The 20,702-nt window shown below is 63.0% G+C and carries 18 protein-coding genes and 1 pseudogene; 15 read left to right on the top strand and 4 right to left on the bottom strand.

The features are described 5' to 3' along the window. The first annotated feature begins 123 nt into the window (after positions 1-123). The 8 genes and pseudogenes from ACX3OW_RS06230 to uvrB all read left to right on the top strand — a co-directional run. On the top strand, positions 124-717 hold the full coding sequence (locus tag ACX3OW_RS06230; RefSeq protein ID WP_459094896.1) for a thymidine kinase: 594 nt from the start codon (positions 124-126) through the stop codon (positions 715-717). Between the two features lie 56 nt (positions 718-773). After that, a complete protein-coding gene (locus ACX3OW_RS06225; RefSeq protein ID WP_459095460.1) occupies positions 774-1,106 on the top strand; it encodes an acyl-CoA thioesterase in 333 nt (110 codons plus the stop codon). A gap of 200 nt (positions 1,107-1,306) precedes the next feature. Continuing rightward, positions 1,307-1,990 (top strand): SH3 domain-containing protein, encoded by a 684-nt coding sequence (locus ACX3OW_RS06220; RefSeq protein WP_459094895.1) that lies wholly within the window; start codon positions 1,307-1,309, stop codon positions 1,988-1,990. A gap of 110 nt (positions 1,991-2,100) precedes the next feature. Next, on the top strand, positions 2,101-2,664 hold the full coding sequence (locus ACX3OW_RS06215) for a peptidase inhibitor family I36 protein (protein ID WP_459094894.1): 564 nt from the start codon (positions 2,101-2,103) through the stop codon (positions 2,662-2,664). Between the two features lie 427 nt (positions 2,665-3,091). Then, a complete protein-coding gene (locus ACX3OW_RS06210) occupies positions 3,092-3,466 on the top strand; it encodes a hypothetical protein (protein WP_459094893.1) in 375 nt (124 codons plus the stop codon). A gap of 174 nt (positions 3,467-3,640) precedes the next feature. Beyond that, on the top strand, positions 3,641-4,102 hold the full coding sequence (locus tag ACX3OW_RS06205; protein WP_459094892.1) for a DUF3597 domain-containing protein: 462 nt from the start codon (positions 3,641-3,643) through the stop codon (positions 4,100-4,102). Positions 4,103-4,324: 222 nt separating this feature from the next. Then, positions 4,325-5,014, top strand: a complete 690-nt coding sequence (locus ACX3OW_RS06200) for a spermidine synthase (protein WP_459094891.1) — start codon at positions 4,325-4,327, stop codon at positions 5,012-5,014. A gap of 394 nt (positions 5,015-5,408) precedes the next feature. Continuing rightward, positions 5,409-7,760 (top strand): annotated as a pseudogene (gene uvrB / locus ACX3OW_RS06195) (excinuclease ABC subunit UvrB); the annotation flags it as partial. Positions 7,761-7,818: 58 nt separating this feature from the next. Here uvrB and ACX3OW_RS06190 read toward each other — a convergent pair. The 3 genes from ACX3OW_RS06190 to ACX3OW_RS06180 form a co-directional block, all read right to left on the bottom strand. Further along, positions 7,819-8,337, bottom strand: coding sequence for a hypothetical protein (locus tag ACX3OW_RS06190; protein WP_459094890.1), 519 nt, complete (start codon positions 8,335-8,337; stop codon positions 7,819-7,821). A gap of 10 nt (positions 8,338-8,347) precedes the next feature. Then, positions 8,348-9,424: an RNA-directed DNA polymerase gene (locus ACX3OW_RS06185; protein ID WP_459094889.1), complete on the bottom strand. Its 1,077-nt coding sequence runs from the start codon at positions 9,422-9,424 to the stop codon at positions 8,348-8,350. 356 nt (positions 9,425-9,780) lie between these two features. After that, positions 9,781-10,320, bottom strand: a complete 540-nt coding sequence (locus tag ACX3OW_RS06180) for an SH3 domain-containing protein (RefSeq protein WP_459094888.1) — start codon at positions 10,318-10,320, stop codon at positions 9,781-9,783. 300 nt (positions 10,321-10,620) lie between these two features. On the opposite strand from ACX3OW_RS06180, the gene ACX3OW_RS06175 reads away from it, so the two are divergent. Together ACX3OW_RS06175 and ACX3OW_RS06170 are read left to right on the top strand one after the other, a co-directional pair. Further along, complete coding sequence (locus ACX3OW_RS06175; RefSeq protein ID WP_459094887.1) at positions 10,621-11,013, top strand: hypothetical protein; 393 nt, start codon at positions 10,621-10,623, stop codon at positions 11,011-11,013. A gap of 550 nt (positions 11,014-11,563) precedes the next feature. Next, positions 11,564-11,917, top strand: coding sequence for an SH3 domain-containing protein (locus ACX3OW_RS06170; RefSeq protein ID WP_459094886.1), 354 nt, complete (start codon positions 11,564-11,566; stop codon positions 11,915-11,917). A 1-nt stretch (position 11,918) separates the two neighbouring features. Here the strand turns inward: ACX3OW_RS06170 and ACX3OW_RS06165 are convergent, their stop codons facing one another. After that, complete coding sequence (locus tag ACX3OW_RS06165; RefSeq protein WP_459094885.1) at positions 11,919-12,395, bottom strand: Lrp/AsnC family transcriptional regulator; 477 nt, start codon at positions 12,393-12,395, stop codon at positions 11,919-11,921. A gap of 112 nt (positions 12,396-12,507) precedes the next feature. Between ACX3OW_RS06165 and ACX3OW_RS06160 the strand changes: the two genes are divergently transcribed. The 5 genes from ACX3OW_RS06160 to ACX3OW_RS06140 all read left to right on the top strand — a co-directional run bounded on the left by ACX3OW_RS06160 (position 12,508) and on the right by ACX3OW_RS06140 (position 20,702). Beyond that, positions 12,508-14,895, top strand: coding sequence for a transketolase (locus ACX3OW_RS06160; protein WP_459094884.1), 2,388 nt, complete (start codon positions 12,508-12,510; stop codon positions 14,893-14,895). Between the two features lie 387 nt (positions 14,896-15,282). Continuing rightward, complete coding sequence (locus ACX3OW_RS06155) at positions 15,283-16,890, top strand: peptide ABC transporter substrate-binding protein (protein WP_459094883.1); 1,608 nt, start codon at positions 15,283-15,285, stop codon at positions 16,888-16,890. A 68-nt stretch (positions 16,891-16,958) separates the two neighbouring features. Next, complete coding sequence (locus tag ACX3OW_RS06150) at positions 16,959-18,716, top strand: ABC transporter ATP-binding protein (RefSeq protein WP_459094882.1); 1,758 nt, start codon at positions 16,959-16,961, stop codon at positions 18,714-18,716. Between the two features lie 178 nt (positions 18,717-18,894). Then, complete coding sequence (locus tag ACX3OW_RS06145; protein ID WP_459094881.1) at positions 18,895-19,824, top strand: ABC transporter permease; 930 nt, start codon at positions 18,895-18,897, stop codon at positions 19,822-19,824. Then, positions 19,821-20,702, top strand: coding sequence for an ABC transporter permease (locus ACX3OW_RS06140; protein ID WP_459094880.1), 882 nt, complete (start codon positions 19,821-19,823; stop codon positions 20,700-20,702). The genes ACX3OW_RS06145 and ACX3OW_RS06140 overlap by 4 nt, the downstream gene beginning before the upstream one ends.

The following is a 20,702-nucleotide window of genomic DNA, read 5'->3' as shown; positions in this document are numbered from 1 at the left end:
CAACCCCGCCGCTCCTGCCGACGCCATCGGCATTTCTGGCCGCCCACCCCCGGGCGGCCATTTTTTTTGTGGAGCACCGCTCTTAGCCCTCGCGCGTACTCCACAGGTCCGGCACAAACAGGCATGGCCAAGCTCTATTTTTCCTACGCGGCGATGAATGCCGGCAAGTCGACCTTGCTGCTGCAGGCCGCCTATAATTACCGCGAGCGCGGCATGCGGCCGCTGCTCTATACCTCGGCGCTTTATGTCGAAAACGGCATCGGCCTGATTGCCTCGCGCATCGGCATTGCCGAGCCGGCGGCCCTCTATTCCGCCGATGACGATCTGTTCCACGCCATCCGCGAAGAGCAGGAGAGCGGCAAGGTCGATTGCGTGTTTGTCGATGAGGCGCAGTTCCTCACCCCGGATCAGGTCTGGCAATTGGCCCGGGTCAGCGACCGGCTGAAGATTCCGGTGATGTGTTTCGGCCTGCGCACCGACTTCCAGGGCAAACTGTTTCCCGGCTCCCAACAACTGCTTGCCATCGCGGATGAGTTGCGGGAAATTCGCACCATCTGTGAGTGCGGCGCCAAGGCCACCATGGTGGTTCGCCAGAATGTCGATGGCCGCGTGCTGACCGATGGCGAGCAGGTTTCGATTGAGAAATCGGTCTATATCTCGCTCTGCCGCAAGCATTGGGAAGAAGCTGTCGGCCGCTGGCCGGTGAAAGGACCGTGATCGTGCAGCCTAGCCCCAGCGAGCCCATTGGCGTCCTGACCATCCGCACGCTGGCCATGCCGGCGGACACCAATCCATCCGGCGACATTTTCGGCGGCTGGGTGATGAGCCAGATGGATATTGCCGGCGGCATCGCCGCCCATGAACGGGCTCAGAGCCGCACCGTCACCGTGGCCGTTGAGGCCATGACCTTCATCTCCCCGATCAAGGTGGGCGACGTGCTGTGCGTCTACACCACCATTGAGCGCGTCGGCACCACGTCGATCACCGTAGCCATCGAAGCCTGGGCCCGCCGCAACCACGTTGACGATCGCGTCAAGGTCACCGACGGCCGCTTCATCTATGTGGCGCTGGGCGAAGACGGCAAAAAGCGTCGGATTGAGCCCTGACTCCATGCTGAACGGGGTCTGCCAATCCGTTCAGCCAGCGTTCAGCCAGCCGCCGCTATTGACCATATCGACAGATCCGGTTGCGGGGGTCGGAACTCTTTTCTTCCTGCCCCCGTTACTTGACTAAACAGTAAGCGTCACCGGCCGCCAGCGTCGTCCCGATCCCCGGGACCGGTCGGCAGAGTCCTGAGGAGCAGACCATGAATCGCCAAACCCGCAAGATGTTGCTCAATATCGCTACCGGCGTTGCCGTGGCCGCCACCGCTGCGGTGGTGTTCCTGCCGGCTGCCTATGCCGCACCGGGCACCATCACCAGCAACGTCAATGTGCGCTCCGGTCCGGGCACCAATTATGCCGTGGTCGACACCGTGCAGCGCGGCACCACGGTCGATGTGCAGCAGTGCCAGGGCTCTTGGTGCTTTATCGCCAAGCCCGGCCCCGATGGCTGGGTCTCGGCCAGCTATCTCAATGCCGGCGGCGGTCGCCCGGTCAATCCGAGCCAGCCCGGCCTGTCCTTCGGCTTCCAGGTCGGCCCTGACGGCCCCAGCTTCAATTTCGGCGTTGGCCCGACGCCGTCGCAGCCGCCCTACACGCGCCCCACACCGTCGCGTCCCCCGGTGGTTCGCCCGCAGCCCCCGCGTTTCTCGGAAGTCTGTTTCTATGATCGTTCGCGCTTCCGTGGCGACAGCTTCTGCATGAATGAAGGTGATAGCGTGCGCAATCTGGGCGATTGGGCCGACCGCATTTCCTCGATCGAAAATCGCGATGGCCTGCAGGTCCAGGTGTGCTCGGACAGCAATTTCCGCAGCTGCCGCACCTACACCACCAGCGCCTCCTCGCTGGGCGACTTTGACGACTACATCGTCTCGATCCGCCTCCGCTAACCTCATCTGATACGGGCGCAGCTTCGGCTGCGCCCTTTTTTTGCGCCTTGGAGCCCGGCTCCCGCCGCGCTAGGCTGCTGTCGTCGATCAACGCCGGGGATCATACCGCCATGCGTCGTTTCCTGACCGCTCTTGCCAGCCTCCTCACCCTTCTCCTGCTCAGCCAGGCCCCGGCCTTCGCCGCCCCGGAGGTCGCCGGCACCCATGCCTGGAGCCGCCAGCCGCTGGTGCTCTACAACGGCCCCGGCGCCCAATATGCCATCACCGGCCAATTGCCCGCTCTGGTCGCCATCAAGGCGATGCGCTGCCAAAAACTATGGTGCCTCGTCGATGGCGCTGGCGGTCGCGGTTGGACGCCCAAGCACGGCGTCGCTTTCGGCCAGCCCCCCGGCACGCCTCGCCCGCCTTATGCCGGCGGCAGCGGCAGCGTCTGCTTTTATCAGGGCGCCAACTACACCGGCGCAGCCCTCTGCGTCCCCTCCGGCCGCGTCATTGACGACCTCGCGCTACTCGGCCTGGATAACAGCTTCGCCTCGGTCAAAATCGATGGCCCGGTCTCCGCCGCTGCCTGCCGCGATCGCTTCTTCCAGAGCTATTGCGAGCGCATCACCGCCTCCCAGCCCACCCTCGACCGCTACCTCCGCCGCGCCCTCTCCTCGATCCGGGTTTACTGACAGCTGCCCCAAACACCATGCGGTCCCCTCCCCCTTGAAGGAGGGTTCCTTTGGACTCGGCTCCGGCATATCGGTTCCTTCGCCTCCCTCCCCCTTGAGGGGAGGGATTGAGGGTGGGGGTCGTGCAGTTGCCCACAATGCCACCCCCTCCCCGGCCCTCCCCTCAAGGGGGAGGGAGGGCAAGAGCCGATAGTGTCATTGCCGCCAACGCAGCGTTTCGGAGCGGCAGTCTAAAATAACACTCTCCCCTCGATGGGGAGGGAACGAGGGTGGGGTGGGGCCAAATACACCGACGCAGCGGCCCGCGTTGCACGGCCCACCGCGTCCCCCAACAGCAATAGCTTTCCCCAACCAACAGTCTATCGTGCCTCCGCTGGACTGAGTCCATGAGGGGACTGCGACGCCAGCGTCTCAGGGGGAAACCATCATGCCACGCATCTCCGAATACTTCTTTCGCACGGCCATTCTGTTCCTGCTCGTCGGCATCGCCGTCGGCCTGCATATGTCGATCAGCGGCAATCACGGCGTGGCCAGCGCCCACGCCCATATCAACCTGCTCGGCTGGGTCACCAGCGCCCTGTTCGGCGGCTATTACGCCCTGAACCCGGCCAAGGCCGTCGGTCGCCTGCCCATGCTGCAATATGCGATCTACACGCTCGGCGTCGTAGTGATGACCGCCTCGCTCTACATGCTGCTGCAGGGCAACACCGCCATCGTGCCCGTGCTGTCCGTCTTCTCGATCGTCACCTTCATCGGCGTGCTGCTCTTCGCCTGGATCGTCTGGACCCCGGCCCGCCACTAAACCCACCGCGCCGCCCCGCGGGGCGGCGCGTCTCCCCTCCCGGCAATCCATCGTCCCTGCACACCGCATGGCCCACCCGGATAAACCGGATGGTGACGATGGCAGCCCGTTCTGCCTTGATCTCGCCGCCAAGCTGCCGTCTCTAGAATGATTACTTTTGCAAAGGGTCATTTCATGGGTTTCTTCGACGATATCAAAGGCAAGATTTTCGGCGCTCCGGTCACCGCCTCGACCACCAGCACCCCGACCCCGGCTCCGACCACTTCGGTCGCCGACAAGCAGCAGGCCGCGCTCGACGCCGGCATGGCCGCCGCCAACAAGGTGATTGCCGACTCCATCGCCGCCAACGCCGCCGCCGCTGCTGCCGCCCCCGCCGCCAAGGTGGATGTCGCCGCCGTGCTCGACGCTGCCGTCGCCAAATCGGGCCAGAAGCTCAACTGGAAGACCTCCATCGTCGACCTGATGAAAGCCCTCGACCTCGACAGCTCGCTCACCGCCCGCAAGACCCTGGCCGACGAACTCGGCTACACCGGCGACAAATCCGACTCCGCCACCATGAATATCTGGCTGCACAAGCAGGTCCTCGCCAAACTCGCCGCCAATGGCGGCACCGTCCCGGCGACGCTACTCGCCTAAGGCACAAAGCCGCCCCACCCCGATGTCATCCCGGCCTCGAGCCGGGACCCATCCTGAGATCGAGCCGGATCAACCGGTGCGTTGCCCCCAGCGCCTCCCTCCCCTTCGATGGGGAGGGACCGAGGGTGGGGTGGGGCCACGCACACCGAGCCCCCGCGACAAGCCCACCCATGACTCCGCCGCCAAACCGGACTACACAGCCCGTCAACACAGGAGTCCGGCATGCTGCCATGGGTTAAACTCGATGAAACCATCATGCCCGGCGGCGGCGCGCTCAAGCTGATGCAACGCGGCACCGAGTTTTCCATCATGTCCGGCGTCATCGAGCTGATGAACAGCCGCCTCAGCGGCTCCGAAGAACAGCTCGCCACCCTCTCCGTCGCCCGCATCGGCACCCGCGCCAAACCGCGCATCCTGATCGGCGGCCTCGGCATGGGCTTCACCCTGCGCGCCGCCCTCGACAGCTTCGGCCCCGACGCCGAAATCGTCATCGCCGAACTGGTCCCCGCCGTCGTCGCCTGGGCTCGCGGGCCCCTGAGCATTATCCATGGCGCCAGCCTCGACGATCCCCGCGTCACCATTCACGTCGGCGACGTCGCCACCGCCATCAGCGGCGGCAAACCCTTCGACGCCATCCTGCTCGATGTCGATAACGGCCCCGATGGCCTGTCGCGCCCCGCCAATGACTGGCTTTACAACGCCACCGGCCTCGCCGCCGCCAAGGTCGCGCTCACCCCCGGCGGCCATCTCGCCGTCTGGTCCTCCGCTCCTGACGCCCAATTCACCCGCCGCCTCAAGCGCGCCAATCTCGCCGTCGAAGAGCTCAGCGTCCGCGCCAGCAAATCCGGCCGCGGCGCCCGCCACACCATCTGGTTCGCCACCAAGCCCGGCGGTAAACCAGCGGCCTCCTGACACCCCTTGTCAGCAGCGGCTGTTCCCTCTCCGTTCGATAGCCCCTATGCTGGCGGCAACATTGCATAAACGCGCCTCAGCCCCCATCTGAGTCGCCTCCCCAGCGCATGGTGTCTTCATGGCCGACAAGTCCGCACGCCCCGGCAAAGCCGAGTTTTCCATCGACGATTTCCTCGGCGAGATCGAGAAGGCCGAGGATATCGCGGCCAGCAAGCCGCTTTATGCCGAGCGCATGCGCAACAAGCGCGCCCTCGACCGTGCCGACCAGAAAGTCGCGTCCGACGCCGCCGAGGCCGAAGCCGCTGCGCTCAAGGCCGAGCAGCAGGCCGCCAAGAAGAAGACCGCGCTGGAAAAGCGCCGCACCACCAAATCCTCCAACGACACCGCCACCGGCATGGCCGCCAAATCCAGCAAGACCAAGATCAACTCGGTCGACCGCGTCGATTTCGACGGCATGGGTGAAACCCCACAAGCCGGCTTCGGCCATATGCCCTCGCCCGCCGCCATGTCGGCCCGCGACATTTCCCGCGCCGCTGCCGCCGATCCCGAAGCTTTGTCCAAAATCCGCTCGGCGCTGGATGACAGCATCAAGAAGAACAAGGCCCGCAAGGGCGAGAGCCTGGAAAACGCCCAGACCGTCGGCATCACCGCCACGGTCAAGGCCCTCGAGCAGATCATCCTGCATGGCCGCAAGGAGGTGGAGGGCTCCTCCCCCTGGGTGCCGCACAAGGCGCAGTCCAACCTCAAGCGCGACGCCGGCAAGCCGTTCCGCATGGTCACGCCCTATGAGCCCGCCGGCGATCAGCCCACCGCCATCGCCGAGCTGGTCGAAGGCATCAACAATGGCGAATCCGACCAGGTGCTGCTCGGCGTCACCGGCTCGGGCAAGACCTTCACCGCCGCCCAGGTCATCGCCCGCACCAACCGTCCGGCGCTGATCCTCGCTCCCAACAAAACCCTCGCCGCCCAGCTTTACGGCGAGTTCAAAAGCTTCTTCCCCGACAACGCCGTGGAATATTTCGTCTCCTATTACGACTATTACCAGCCCGAGGCCTACGTCCCGCGCACCGACACCTACATCGAAAAAGAATCCACCATCAACGAGCAGATCGACCGCATGCGCCACTCGGCCACGCGCGCCATTCTCGAACGCGACGACGTAATCATCGTCGCCTCGGTCTCCTGCATTTACGGCATTGGCTCGGTGGAAGATTACACCGCCATGACCATCGACGTGCAAAAGGGCCAGAAGATCGACCAGCGCGAGCTGCTCGCCAAGCTGGTGGCCCTGCAATATAAGCGCGGCGACACCGGCTTCGTCCGTGGCACCTTTCGCGTGCGCGGCGACACGGTGGAAATCTTCCCCGCCCACTATGAAGCCGCCGCCTGGCGCGTGTCGCTGTTCGGCAACGAGATCGAATCCATCACCGAGTTCGATCCGCTGACCGGCAAAAAATCCGCCGATCTCACCTTCATTCGCGTCTTCGCCAATTCCCACCACGTGACGCCGCGCACCACGATGAACCAGGCCATCAAGGCCATCCGCACCGAGCTGCATGCCCGACTCGCCGAGCTGAACGCCGCCGGCCGCTTCCTCGAAGCCCAGCGCCTCGAACAGCGTTCGCTGTTCGATCTGGAAATGATGGAAGCCACCGGCTCCTGCGCCGGCATCGAGAATTACTCGCGCTACTTCTCCGGCCGCAAGCCGGGCGAGCCGCCCCCGACGCTGTTCGAATATCTGCCCGATAACGCGCTGGTGTTTGTCGACGAAAGCCACGTCACCATCGGCCAGCTCGGCGCCATGTACAGAGGCGACCTCCGCCGCAAGGCGACCCTGGCCGAATATGGCTTCCGCCTGCCCTCCTGCATGGATAATCGCCCGCTGCGCTTCGAGGAATGGAACGCCATGCGGCCGCAATCGGTCTATGTCTCGGCCACCCCTGGCAGTTGGGAGATGGACCAGACCGGCGGCGTGTTTGCCGAACAGGTCATCCGCCCCACCGGGCTGATCGATCCCCCGGTGGAAATCCGCCCGGCCAAGGCGCAGGTCGACGATGTGGTCGATGAAATCCGCCAGACCAACAAGAAGGGCTACCGCACCCTGCTCACCGTCCTCACCAAGAAGATGGCCGAGGATCTGACCGAATATCTGCATGAGCAGGGCATTCGCGTGCGCTACATGCACTCCGATGTCGACACCATCGAGCGCATCGAGATCATCCGCGACCTCCGCCTCGGCGGTTTTGACGTGCTGGTGGGCATCAACCTGCTGCGCGAAGGCCTCGACATTCCCGAATGCGGCCTCGTCGCCATTCTCGACGCCGACAAGGAAGGTTTTTTGCGCAGCGAAACCTCACTGATCCAGACCATCGGCCGCGCCGCCCGTAACGTCGACGGCAAGGTGGTGCTCTATGCCGACCGCATCACCGGCTCGATGGAACGCGCTTTGGCCGAAACCAGCCGCCGCCGCGACAAGCAGACCGCCTACAATCTCGAACACGGCATCACCCCGCAATCGGTGCGCAGCAACATCCACGACATCGTGGACTCGGTCTACGAACGCGACCACGTCACCGTCTCCATCGGCAAGGGCCGCGACGGCAAGGAACAAGTCCAGGTCGGCGCCAACCTCGCCGCCGTCATCAAAGACATCGAAACCCAAATGCGCGAAGCCGCGACCAATCTGGAATTCGAGAAGGCGGCCAGACTGCGCGACGAGGTCAAGCGGCTGCGGGAGATGGAGTTGGATACGTTGAGCGGGGAGGTGAGGTAGGCCGAGCCCTTGGGGCACGACCCAGAAGGGCCTAGGACTGGCCGTCGCTCGCTTGAGCTAGGTTAGCAAGATCTGTAACTATCGAGCCAAAATTCCCTTGTTTTGACTTAGCCCAGTCACAAAAAGATTTATCGAGAGGCTGGCCCATCCCGCCCCTTACTGCATCGACCCAGGTTTCGTACTCATCCTTAGGCAAACAGGTCGCACCGACTATCAGCGCGTACTGTTCAAAAACACTAAACTGATCGAAACGGGTCTTATTTTTACGAAAATAGGCCACGTTAGCGATTGTCGCATTAATTAGTATGATCTGCCGGCCGTCGAGTTCAGAGACTCGCTCAATTTCTCCGAGTGTCTTTGCCGTTATTGGTGTCACCCGTCGAACAAATAGCTCTAGGAGCCACGCTCTAATCACCGGGACGCTTCGCCCGGCGCCAGCCTTAAGATGGCCCACAACTGACGGTGTGATATCAAATCCATTTGGAAGCGCTCCAGACTTTGAAAGATTATCAAGTAACAGAACCACATCCTTGATAAACGGAAGCAACAACTCCAGGTTATCACCGATAAACTGTACGCATTCCGCATTCTGGGTAATTCGGAGCGCCCTGAGTATAGAACGAATTTTTCCAAAGTCCCAAAATTCTGCACTTAGTAGGTCGGAGAGTAGTTCGACTAGGTTCAGCGCTTGCAGAAGCCAGTTCTTCCTCATCAGGCTCCTCAGCTTCATCAAAGTAGAGTGAATTGGAGAGCGATTCTAATGCGGCGCGCTGCGCCTCATCGAATGCGTCCAGTCCCTCATCATCAAGAAAGTCCACATACTGCTCACGGGTAACAACCCGCGTCTTCTGAGCATTCAGGGTGAGCCCCTCTGACAGAAGAACCTCAGCCGCAAATGCCAAAGAACGATACGCGCTCTCCCCTTGACGTACATAAATTCGGATATCGTCAACAAAACGAGTGAATTCGCACTCTTCAGCTTCTAAAGCATGATCAAAATCCGACAGCACAGCTTCGGCAATAAACCGTGACGCTGTTCCACCCACAGGTATTCCATAAGACTGCTTCGCACGTATCTTCTTGATAATCTTCTCTATCAAGTAAGCAACGCCTTTATTTGCTGAGGCAGCGCGAAGAACATTCTCTATTCTATGAAAATAAATTCTCTGATAAAAATCGGCAATGTCGGTAAAAACGACAAATTCAATAGTCTCATCCTTAGCTATTTCTCGCTGAAACTCAATCCAATCTCGATATGTCCGGCCATCCTTCAATACAGACCCGGAACCTTTATTCTCAAATCTGTATGAAAACGGCCCAAACACTTCATTTGGCGCCTTAAAATTCTCCAAATCAGGCGCGATGTCTACAGTTCCTGCCATTAGGAGCAGAGCATCAAGCATAATTAGCTGGTTCGCAATTCTGAAACCGTAGCGGGATTTTGGTGCTAATGCTTCGACAGAATGAGACGGCTGGAAATTGGAAACATCGTACGACTTAAGCTGATCTACGATCTCATCCACCTTTTCCGCCAGGTAGACGAGTTCAATTAGATGAGGAAAAATGTCGGTATCACCGAAGCGACAAAGATGGCTTACCGCCGTCCGAATAGAATTTTCTGCAAGATAAGTCGCCAATTCATGCCCCCCGATTGACCGCATCTTCATAATTGCAATCGTTGTTAAAGACAACGGCGATGCGAATTCTGCTCCTTGCCTGCTGAACAAGCATGAATTTTGTCTCGTTGCTGTTTTTTGGTCGCACTTGAGAGAGGTCGAGTTTGTTGCGGGTCCGCCCTTATCCCGCCGCACAATTTGCTCTCGCCAGATTAAGCCGAACAGCCCACACAAACTCGGTGTCATCCCGGCCTTGAGCCGGGACCCATCCTGAGATGGGGCCGCATTAAACGAACTCAGGATGGGCCCCGGCTTCCGCCGGGGTGACGCGGTGGGTGGGCAGTATCCTGCCAGCCCGGTCCACCGAGGATCGCCCCCTACCGACAAAGCTTCTCACACGGCACGCCATCCCCGTCGCCATCCAGCTTGCTCCCCCAGCTGCAATTGGCCAGATAGAACCGTGCTTCCTGACAGGAGCTAATCTCGGTGCAATAGCGCCGCGACGGGCAGGACGCGGCATTCTGCGGCTGCTGCACCACGCGCTGTCTCGGCTGGCTTTGCACCGGCACAGACAGCGCTGGCGCGATAGGTGTGGCGCCGAGATAGTCATCGCTGACCCAGCCGACCCGGCCATTGACCGAGACCTGCACCCAACCACCGCGCCGCTCACCGGTCCGCACCGGCGTATTGCGCGGCAAAGTCGTGAGCACACGCGCGCCGCTGGTCGGGGCCTCGCGCAGATTGAGGCTGCTGGCCGACACGAACATGGTCGCTTCGAAAGCCGGTGCGGTCGGGATCGCTGCCTGCACGGCGGCAGGATTGGTCGAGGCAATGACCGGCGTGTCCGTGCCACCGATAATATTGCCCAGCGCCCCCAAGGCCATAAGTCCGGCCAGCACCCAGAATAGTTTTCGCATCCTCGTCCCCCGACACACCATCGCGTCTCACGCGCGGTCTGTCCATCCAACGGCCTCGCCCGAGGGGGGTGGGCTGTCGCGCCGGTGTGCTTGGCCCCACCCCACCCTCAATCCCTCCCCATCAAGGGGAGGGAGGCGCAGGTTGTGATGCCGGTGTTCATCGTCTCCCTCCCCCTTGTGGGGAGGGATCAAGGGTGGGGGTGGGTCACACGCACCGAACCAGCGGACCAGACCCCAACTTCTCCCCGCGCCCGCCAGCCGCGCTACACTCTCCGGTTATCCCGTTCACCGGAGCCCACCATGTCCAAACGCCCCCGCAGCCTCAGCGGCAAATCCATCACCGCCTATAACCGCCTCTCGGTCGACCTCGCCGCGCTGAATTATGTGCTGCGCATCAACAAGCCCTCCGGCGTGATCAGCGAGGCCAGCGTGCAAACGCTCAATGCCGCCATCGATGCCGCCAATCGGCTGTTTTGCCGGGAGCCCGCTTTGCCGCGCTTTGTCGCCCTCGATCCGCAGGTCAAATTCACCGCCGCCGATTTTGCCATTCTGGTTACGCGGCTCAGCGGCGCCGCCGTCACCTTCGAGGGGCGCTATCTCCACCTCACCAAGCCCAACACCAGTGCTGACACCAGTGCCGGCACGAATGCCCGCCGGCTCGGCCCGGACGGCCTGCCCTCGCCGCATCGCTGAGCCCTCCCCACCGTCACCACCCGGTTTATCCGGGTGGTCCACACTGCGCCCTGGGAAGATGGATTGCCGGGACAAGCCCGGCAATGACGAAGGCGTACAGCGCGAAAAACAAAAAATCTTATCCCCGCCCCATGACCCGCATGCCATCATGCTCCCATTCCCGCCAGTTCACGCGGCCCCTACGCAGGGTCGGGTGGGAAGACCGGCAGGAGGGGGCGCCCGCCTGGGTAGGGGATTTCGTCGCTGGATCCGGCACAGCCGGACAAATCTCGCCTCGGCGACATTTGCAGCATTGAAGGCCAGGAGGGCTGTGCTCCCGGCCCGGCAGCCGCACCTGCAAGAATGGTCGCGCCTGAACCGGCCCCAGCCTAAAATCCGGCTCGTGACGGGCGGCCCTTGGCTCGCTTTGTACTATTCGGTGGAGTCAAAGGCCGCCCGTTACCGTGTCCCCGCCGGCGCTTGCGTCGGGCGGCATTTCGGCGTGCCTTGCAACCGCCACAGCGCTGAGGCATTGCCAGTCTCAGTGTCCAAACCGTCCCCGGAGGCTCCCATGCGCCCATTTTCCCGCCCGGCCCAGGCCAGCCTTGCCGCCATCGCCGCGCTGCTCCTCAGCGTCGCTCTGGCCGCGCCCGCATTGGCGGCGCCGACGGCACGGGTCAGCGGCGGCAATATCGCGGTGCGCACCGGTCCCGGCAGCCATTATCCCACCATCGGCAACCTTGCCGACGGCAGTGAGGTGACGCTGGATTATTGCACCCGCAATGAACAATGGTGCTTCGTCACCGACACCGGCTGGGTGCGCGCCTCCTATCTGGTCGGCTGGGCCGCCAAAATTCCGGTCACCCCGCCCCGTTTCGAGGGTCCGATTTTCGGCCCCGAATTCGGCTTCCAGCACCGCTGGTAGGCTAGAGCGGCAGCACCCGCGAATATTTCACCTGCCCCAGCGAAAAGCTGCTCTCAATGGAAGCGACGCCCTCCACCTGGGTCAGCTTTTCCCGCAAAAACTGCTCATAGGCCCCCAGATCGGCGCAGACCACCCGCAGCAGAAAGTCGAATTGTCCGGTCATCAGATAGCATTCCATCACCTCGGGCCACCGGCTGATCGCCGCGCCGAACGCATCCAGCTCATGGCTCCGCTGCCGCTCCAGCTTGATCGAAATGAACACCGAAACCGGCAGCCCCACCGCCGTCTGGTCCACCGTCGCGCTATAGGCGGCAATAATCCCCGCACTCTCCATCTGGCGTATTCTGCGCAGGCAGGGCGACGCCGATAGGCCCACCCGGTCGGCAATCGCCTGGATGGTCATCCGCCCATCCTCCTGCAGCGCCCGCAGGATTTTGCGATCGATGGCGGTCAGCGCGATTTCGGCGGTTTTCACCATTTTCCTGCTCAAATCTTCCTAAATCCTGCGCCATCCTGCGCCGTACGGGTCAAAATAGACGAGAAAGACTTCCCCGCAAGGCGCAAAATCGTCAAAATTGCGGGGAGGCCTCATGGATAGCGGCGGCATTGGCGGAGCGACGGACACGCGGGTCGCCAGCATTGAGGCGCTGACGCGCAAGATTCTGTGGCTCTCCAACTGGATGATCCACCACGCCAATCACATTCGCCCCAATGTCGACGGGGTGAAAGTCGGCGGCCATCAGGCCAGTTCCGCCTCGATGGCGGCGATCATGGCAGCGCTGTATTTCGGCGTGCTGCGGCCCGAGGATCGGGTGGCGGTCAAGCCCCACGCCGCCCCGGTATTCCACGCCATCCAGTACCTGTTCGGCAAACAGAGCTTGGACAAGATCGAGAATTTCCGCGCCTTTGGCGGCGCGCAATCCTATCCCAGCCGCACCAAGGATACTGACGACGTCGACATTTCCACCGGCTCGGTCGGCCTCGGCGTCGCCTTCACCGCCTTCGCCAGCCTGATCCAGGACTATGTCAGCGCCAAATCCTGGGCCGATACCAGTCGCCCCGAAGGCCGCATGATCGCGCTGGTCGGCGATGCCGAGCTGGACGAGGGCAACGTCTACGAATGCCTGCTCGAGGGCTGGAAACACGGCCTGCGCAACACCTGGTGGATCATCGACTACAACCGCCAGAGCCTCGACGGCGTGGTCCGCGAGGGCCTTTACGACCGTATAGAAGCCATTTTCCGCGCCTTCGACTGGAAGGTCGTCACCCTGAAATATGGCGCATTGCAACGCGCCGCCTTCGCCGAACCGGGCGGCGACAAGCTCAAGGCCTGGATCGACGCCGCCCCCAACGCCATCTATTCGGCGCTGATGTTCCGCGGCGGCGCCGCCTGGCGCGAGCGCCTCAATGACGAAATCGGCGATCAGGGCAAGGTCAGCGCTTTGCTCGCCCGCCGCAGCGATGCCCAACTGGCCGAACTGATGGCCAATCTCGGCGGCCATTGCACGCAGAGCCTGCTCGAACAATTCGAGGCCGCCGGCACCGAACAGCCGACGGTGTTCATCGCCTACACCGTCAAGGGCTGGTCTACGCCGCTGGCCGGCCACAAGGATAATCACGCCGGCCAGATGACCGGCGCGCAGATAGATACTTTGCGCCAGGCGATGAATGTCCGCGAGGGCCATGAATGGGACAAGCTCGAAGGGCTGGAGCATCCGGCCGCCATCGAGCGCTTCCTCGCCCAGGTGCCGTTCAACACCAGTGCATCCCGTCGCCACACCTCGCCCGCCGTCGCCACCATCGGCCCGCAATTCGTCGGCACCGGCGCCACCTCCACCCAGACCGCCTTCGGCAAAATCCTCGACGCCATCGCCAAAACCGATAGCGATCTGGCCCGCCGCATCATCACCACCTCGCCCGACGTCACGGTGTCCACAAATCTGGGCACCTGGGTCAATCGGCGCAATCTGTTCGCCAGCCACGAGATGGCCGACACCTTCCAGAAAGAAGCTATCCCCAGTGCCCAGAAATGGCGCTTTACTCCAGAGGGGCAACATCTGGAGCTGGGCATCGCTGAAATGAACCTTTTCCTCGCGCTCGGCGCGGCCGGCCTCAGCCATTCGCTATTCGGCGAGCGCCTGCTGCCCATCGGCACGCTCTACGACCCGTTCATTTCGCGCGGCCTCGATGCGCTGAACTATGCCTGCTACCAGGACGCCCGCTTCCTGCTGGTCGCCACCCCCTCCGGCGTGTCGCTGGCCGGCGAAGGCGGGGCGCACCAGTCCATCGCCAGCCCGCTGATCGGCATGTCGCAGGATGGCCTCGCCAGCTTCGAGCCGGCCTTTGCCGACGAGCTGTCGATCATCATGGATTGGGCGTTTGACTATATGCAGCGCTCCGGCGATGCCCGCCCCGATCTGGCCGATTGGCCGCGCGACGTCACCGGCGGCTCGGTCTATCTGCGCCTCTCCACCCGCGCCATCGAACAACCACCCCGCAGCGTCGACCAGTCCCTGTCCGACGCCATCATTCGCGGCGCCTATTGGCTCAAAGCCCCAACGCCGGAGTGCGAAGTGGTTATCGCCTATCAGGGTGTGCTCGCCAGCGAAGCCATCGCCGCAGCGGCAGCCATCGGCGGCGACCGGCGCAATGTCGCCGTGCTCGCCGTCACCTCGGCCGACCGGCTCAATGCCGGCTGGCACGGCGCGCAACGAGCGCGCCTGCATGGCGACCGCACTTCCACCTGCCACATCGAAACCCTGCTCGCCGACGTGCCGCGCCATGCCGGCCTGATCACCGCCATCGACGCCCATCCGGCGACGTTGGGCTGGCTCGGTAGCGTCCTCGGCCACCGCACCATCACGCTCGGCGTGGAGCATTTCGGCCAGACCGGCACCGTCAACGACCTCTACGCCCATTTCGGCATCGACGCCGCCGCCATCGAAACCGCCGCCCGCAGCCTGATGGGAAGGGGATAGAACGTTTCCGGCACAGGAAATCATCGGCTCTTGCCCTCCCCTCCCCCTTGAGGGGAGGGGCCAGGGGTGGGGGTCCATCAGTGCCCCACCAAACCACCCCCTCCCCAACCCTCCCCTCAAGGGGGAGGGGGCGACACCGCCCACATCCGTGGCAGCCACGCCCTCACCAGCCGGGTGGTGCCGCCCCCTCCGCCGCCAACAAAGTGAACGCCCCTCGCACAAGCTGGCTTGCCAAGCAAAATTGGATTTGTCAGACATATGGCATTGGACTGGTTTCGGGAGGAAACCGGGCCGTCGCGGATAGCGGCGCCAGGCGCAAAATGACCAGCTCCGGCAAGGAGCGGCTTACGGAAACGTCCAGAAGAGCATCTGCAACAAGGAGGGAGCATGATGAATTCAATGCTGAAATTCGCCGGAGTGCTGGCCGTCGCCACGGCTTTGACGGCACCGGTTTTGGCCCAGACCACCGTCGTCGCGCCGGGGCAGTCCACCACCGGCACCTATATGGACTACATGAAGACGGTCTATGACCGCGCCACCTTCGCCGAATTGCTGCAGGTGCCGATTGCCACCTTCGACAAGGAATTCGAGCTGACGCCAATGGCGGCCGAAAGCTGGAGCCAGTCCGAGGATGGCCTCACCTGGACCTTCAAGCTGCGCCCTGGCCTGGTCTGGTCCGATGGCGAACCGCTCACGGCCGATGACTACATCTTCGCCCTGCAGCGCGCCGCCACGACCGGCTACGACTTTGCCTGGTATTGGGATTTTGCCGGCGGCATCAAGGGCTGGAAAGAGGTCACCGAAGGCACTGCCGACGTCTCCACCCTCGGCCTCAAGGCCGTCGATGATCTGACCATCGAAGTCACCACCATCGCGCCAAAACCCTATCTGCCCTCGGTCACCAGCCTCTGGTATCCGGTGCCGAAACACCAGTTCGACAAATTCGGCGACGATTGGGCCGTCAATGTCGACACCATCGTCTCCTCGGGCCCGTTCGAGCTGGAGAGCTGGGAAAAATCCAACAACTCGGTCGTGATGACCAAGTCCGACACCTATACCGGCCCCTGGCAGGCCCAGATCGACCGCCTCGAAATCGACCCCACCCTCGGCGCGCCCGAAGTGGGCCTTCCGGCCTTCCTCGCCGGCGATGCGGATTATTCCTTCCTCAATACCGGCCAGGTGCCGGTGGCGACGCAGCGCTACCCCGATGGCATCCGCAAGAACGCGGTCTTCGCCACCTCCTATATTTCCTACGATCTGGATGCCGCGCCGTTCAACGACGTCAATGTCCGCCGCGCCTTCTATTATGCCGTGGACCGCAACGAGCTGACCTCAACCGTGCTCAAGGACATCGCCATCCCCGCCGGTTCGATCCTGCCGCCGGGCTATCCTGGCTACAATCCCGACATCGCCGCCGAGGCCGTATTTGACCCCGAAAAGGCCAAGCAGTTCATGGCCGATGCCGGCTTCGCCAATGGCGAGGGCTTCCCCGAAATCGAGATCTGGTATCGCGAAGAGGGTGGCTATAACGGCGCCATCATCCCGGCCATGGCGCAGTTCCTGCAGGCCGAGTTCAAGGACGTGCTGGGCATCACCATGAATATCCGCGTCCTGCCCGGCGCCGACTGGATGGATGGGCTGCTCAACAAGAAGAACAACATCTTCATCGCGCCCTATGAGTACGACTATCTCGACCCGTCCAACTTCTACGGCATCTTCTACAATGGCGGCCGGCACGGCTACCACATCCCCGAATATGACGCGATCGTCGCCGAGGCCGACTCCGCCTCGGAGTGGGATACCCGCTATCAGCTCTACGCCCAGGCCGAGCAGATCATGATCGATCAGGGGCTGATCGTGCCGCTGGTCCACCCGATCACCATCGCCGTCATCTCCGATGAACTCGGCGGCGATGCCTCCCAGCCCAATGCCCTGGGCTTCACCCCACTCGACCGCCTGGCCCACTACTTCTTCACGCATTTGACGAAGCAGTAATCCCGGTCTTGCCGCGCCTCCCGGTCCCCGGACTGGGAGGCGCCCTTCTCTCCTGCCAGGGCCAACCCATGCCACTTGTCGAAATCGAAGACCTCCGGGTCAGCTTCAGCCAATATGGCGGCCAGATCGATGCGGTCCGTGGCGTCAGCCTGACTGTCAACGAGGGCGAAAGTCTCGGCATTGTCGGCGAATCCGGCTCCGGCAAATCGGTCAGTTGCGCCGCCCTGCTGCGCCTGCTGCCCGCCACCGCCAATGTCAGCGCCAGCAAGCTCCGCCTCGACGGCATCGACGTCCTCACCGCCAACAAGGAAGACCTCGCCCGCCTGCGCGGCCGCGCCGCCGCGATGATCTTTCAGGACCCGATGACCGCCTTCGACCCGGTCTTCACCATCGGCCACCAGATCGGCGAAACCATCCGCGCCCACCGCCGCGTCTCGCAACGCGAAGCCCTGGCCGAAGCCGAACAATTGCTGCTGCGCGTCGAAATCAAGAACGCCGGCGACGTGCTCAATTACTATCCGCACCAGCTCTCCGGCGGCATGTTGCAGCGCGCCATGATCGCCATGGCGCTCTCCTGCCGCCCCAAAGTGCTGATCGCCGACGAGCCCACCACCGCGCTCGACGTCACCATTCAGGCGCAGATACTCCAGCTCATCAAACAGGTGCAGGCCGAGTTCGGCATGGCCCTGATCATGATCACTCATGACCTCGGCGTCATCGCCGAAACCGTCGACCGCGTGCTGGTGATGTATGACGGCGCGGTGATGGAAGAAGGCTCGGTGCAGCAGATATTCGATGCCCCGCAGCACGCCTATACCAAAACCCTGCTCGCCAGCCTCACCACCAGTTTCGACCCCTCGCGCGGCGACGATGCCACCGCTGCCCCGGCGCTCGAATTGCGCGGTCTCGCCAAAACCTACCGCATCCGCCGCCGCGCGGGCCTGCTCTCGACCTACAGCGATTTCCACGCCGTGCACCCGGTCGATATCGTGCTGCCGCGCAACAAGATCGTCGGCCTGGTCGGCGAATCCGGCTCCGGCAAAACCACCACCGGCATGATGGCCATGCGCCTCACCGAGCCCAGCAGCGGCCAAATCCTGGTCGATGGCACCGATATCTCCGGCCTCGACTCCGACGCGCTCAAAGCCTTTCGCCGCCGCATGCAGATCGTGTTTCAGGACAGCTATTCTGCCCTCGACCCGATGATGACTTTGGCCCAGATCATCGCCGAACCGCTGCATATCCATGGCGTTGGCACCGCCCGCGAACAGACCGAAAAGGCGCTCGACTGGCTCGAACGCGTCGGCCTGCCGCGCAATTTCGGCAATCGCTATTCGCACGAACTCTCTGGCGGCCAGCGCCAGCGCGTCGCCATCGCCCGCGCCCTGATCCTCGGCCCGACTGTGCTGGTGGCCGACGAACCCACCTCGGCGCTCGATGTCACCGTCAAGGCGCAGATCATCGGCCTGCTCAAGGAGTTGCAGGCCGAAATGGGCCTCTCCATGCTGTTCATCAGCCACGATCTATCGACGGTCAAATCGCTCACCGATAGCGTCGTCGTCATGTATCGCGGCCGCGTCGTCGAGGAAGCGCCCACCGACCGCATCTTCAACGAACCGCAGCACCCCTATACCCGCGCTCTGCTCGACGCGATCCCCGCCGCCAATCCCCGCGACCGCCGCACCCGCAGCTTCCTCGCCGCAGAACAGATCGCCGCGCAAACGCCGCGCTACACCGTGATCCAGACCGGCCTCGCCCCCAACGCCACCCCGCAACTGGTGACCATCGCCCCCAACCATCGCGTCGAAGCGATTGTGACCACGTGAGGGAGATCGATATGCAGCAGCTCAGCAAATCACCCCCTCCTAACCTCCCCCTTCAAGGGGGAGGTACTGTCCGATGGGTAAACCCAGATCGCGCCCCAAACTCGATCTTTACCTCCCCCTTGAAGGGGGAGGCTAGGAGGGGGTGGAGTCCCACGCACCCGGCAGCGAGGACGCCATCATGCTAGGCTACATCCTGCGCCGCCTGATCTCGGTCGCCGTCACCTTCATCGTCGTCTCCCTCATCATCTTCTTCATGATGCACGCCATTCCCGGCGGGCCGTTCGACGCCAATGACATGCCGGTCTCCGCCGCCGTGCGGGCCAAGCTGATGGCCCAGCTCGGCCTCGATCAGCCGTTGTATGTTCAGTATCTGCGCTACATGTGGGGCGTGCTGCATTTCGACTTCGGCGTGCCCTATCAAAGCCCCGGCGAAACCGTCACCCAACTGCTGTCCCGCGCCTGGGTCCCCAGCCTCGTCCTCGGCGGCCTCGGCGTCGTCATCGGCACCCCGCTTGGCATTCTGCTCGGCATGGCCGCCGCGCTCAATCGCAACACCTGGATCGACTATCTCGCCTCGACGCTGGCGACATTGGGCCTGACCATTCCAGTCTTCGTCTCGTCCATGCTGCTGATCCTGGTCTTCGCCGTCTGGCTCAACTGGCTCCCCGCCAGCGGCTGGGGCAAGCCCGAGCGCTGGATCCTGCCGATCACCGCCTATGCGCTGATCCCGCTGGCCACCTATGCCCGCTACACCCGCTCGGCCATGCTCGACACGCTCAACCGCCCCTTCGTCACCGTGCTGCGCGCCAAGGGGCTCAGCGAGCGCCGCATCGTCTTCCAGCACGTGCTGCGCAATTCGGCGATCCCGCTGGTCACAGTATTCCTGCCGATGTTCATCGGCACCGCCACCGGCTCGATCTTCGTTGAAGCCATGTTCCGCGTGCCGGGGCTCGGCGCCTATTTCGTCTCCTCCATCGAGGGTCGCGATTATCCCCTCGAAATGGCGCTGATGCTGATGATCACCTTCATGTACTGCATCGCCTATCTGCTCAGCGACATCGTCTATGCCCTGATCAACCCCCGCATCCGCGTCGGAGGCGAGCCATGACTATCGCTGCGCCCGCCCCCGCCTATCGCCAGCGCAATCCGCTCTGGTTCGCCTGGCGGCGCTTCACCGGCAACAAGGCCGCCGTCACCGCCGGGGTGGTGCTGGCCATCCTGATCCTGATGGCCATCTTCGCGCCGCTGATCACCCCCGCCCCACCCGAGGCCCAGCTGTTCCGCAAGGAGGCGCTGGCCTTCCCCTCGGCCCAGCACTGGTTCGGCGTCGATGATCTGGGCCGCGATTTTTACACCCGCATCGTCTACGGGTCCCGCGTCTCGCTCACCATCGGCTTTGCCGCTGCGGTGTTCAGCATCATCATCGGCATTCCCCTCGGGGCGCTGGCCGGCTATTTCGGCGGCCGCACCGACTGGATCGTCATGCGCGTCATCGAGCTGTTCTCGGTGGTGCCGCCACTGCTGGCCGCCATGCTGCTCGGCGCCCTCACCCGCGGCGGCTATTTCACCATCGTACTGATCGCGGCGCTGTTCGGCTGGGTGCAGGTGTGCCTGCTGGTGCGCGCCCAGGTCAAAGCCTTCCGCGAAAAGGAATTCGTCCGGGCCGCGCAGGCGCTGGGGGCTTCCCCCTGGTATATCATCCGCCGCCACCTCATTCCCAATTCGATCTCCCCGATCATTGTCGGCTTCGTGCTCGCCATCCCCATGGCGATGATGCTCGAAGCCAGCCTCAGCTTCCTCGGCATCGGCGTGCCCCCGCCCACCCCGACCTGGGGCCAGATGATCAATGAGGGCATCGATTTCATGTTCTTCTACTGGCACATGGCGGTGTTCCCCACTGCCGCGCTCGCCATCACCGTGCTGGCCACCACGCTGTTTGGCGATGGCCTGCGCGATGCCCTCGATCCGACCCTGAAAGGCCGTTGA

The sequence above is a fragment of the Devosia sp. A449 genome, from assembly GCF_054489375.1.
Note: the sequence above shows the minus strand (reverse complement) of the source record. Positions and strands in the feature narration are given on the sequence as shown.

Excerpts from the sequence above, each read along its gene's own strand:
- ACX3OW_RS06230 (WP_459094896.1), top strand. The coding sequence starts at position 124 with ATGGCCAAGCTCTATTTTTCCTACGCGGCGATGAATGCCGGCAAGTCG.
- ACX3OW_RS06225 (WP_459095460.1), top strand. The coding sequence starts at position 774 with ATGCCGGCGGACACCAATCCATCCGGCGACATTTTCGGCGGCTGGGTG.
- ACX3OW_RS06220 (WP_459094895.1), top strand. The coding sequence starts at position 1,307 with ATGAATCGCCAAACCCGCAAGATGTTGCTCAATATCGCTACCGGCGTT.
- ACX3OW_RS06215 (WP_459094894.1), top strand. The coding sequence starts at position 2,101 with ATGCGTCGTTTCCTGACCGCTCTTGCCAGCCTCCTCACCCTTCTCCTG.
- ACX3OW_RS06210 (WP_459094893.1), top strand. The coding sequence starts at position 3,092 with ATGCCACGCATCTCCGAATACTTCTTTCGCACGGCCATTCTGTTCCTG.
- ACX3OW_RS06205 (WP_459094892.1), top strand. The coding sequence starts at position 3,641 with ATGGGTTTCTTCGACGATATCAAAGGCAAGATTTTCGGCGCTCCGGTC.
- ACX3OW_RS06200 (WP_459094891.1), top strand. The coding sequence starts at position 4,325 with ATGCTGCCATGGGTTAAACTCGATGAAACCATCATGCCCGGCGGCGGC.
- ACX3OW_RS06180 (WP_459094888.1), bottom strand. The coding sequence starts at position 10,320 with ATGCGAAAACTATTCTGGGTGCTGGCCGGACTTATGGCCTTGGGGGCG.
- ACX3OW_RS06175 (WP_459094887.1), top strand. The coding sequence starts at position 10,621 with ATGTCCAAACGCCCCCGCAGCCTCAGCGGCAAATCCATCACCGCCTAT.
- ACX3OW_RS06170 (WP_459094886.1), top strand. The coding sequence starts at position 11,564 with ATGCGCCCATTTTCCCGCCCGGCCCAGGCCAGCCTTGCCGCCATCGCC.
- ACX3OW_RS06165 (WP_459094885.1), bottom strand. The coding sequence starts at position 12,395 with ATGGTGAAAACCGCCGAAATCGCGCTGACCGCCATCGATCGCAAAATC.
- ACX3OW_RS06160 (WP_459094884.1), top strand. The coding sequence starts at position 12,508 with ATGGATAGCGGCGGCATTGGCGGAGCGACGGACACGCGGGTCGCCAGC.
- ACX3OW_RS06155 (WP_459094883.1), top strand. The coding sequence starts at position 15,283 with ATGATGAATTCAATGCTGAAATTCGCCGGAGTGCTGGCCGTCGCCACG.
- ACX3OW_RS06150 (WP_459094882.1), top strand. The coding sequence starts at position 16,959 with ATGCCACTTGTCGAAATCGAAGACCTCCGGGTCAGCTTCAGCCAATAT.
- ACX3OW_RS06145 (WP_459094881.1), top strand. The coding sequence starts at position 18,895 with ATGCTAGGCTACATCCTGCGCCGCCTGATCTCGGTCGCCGTCACCTTC.
- ACX3OW_RS06140 (WP_459094880.1), top strand. The coding sequence starts at position 19,821 with ATGACTATCGCTGCGCCCGCCCCCGCCTATCGCCAGCGCAATCCGCTC.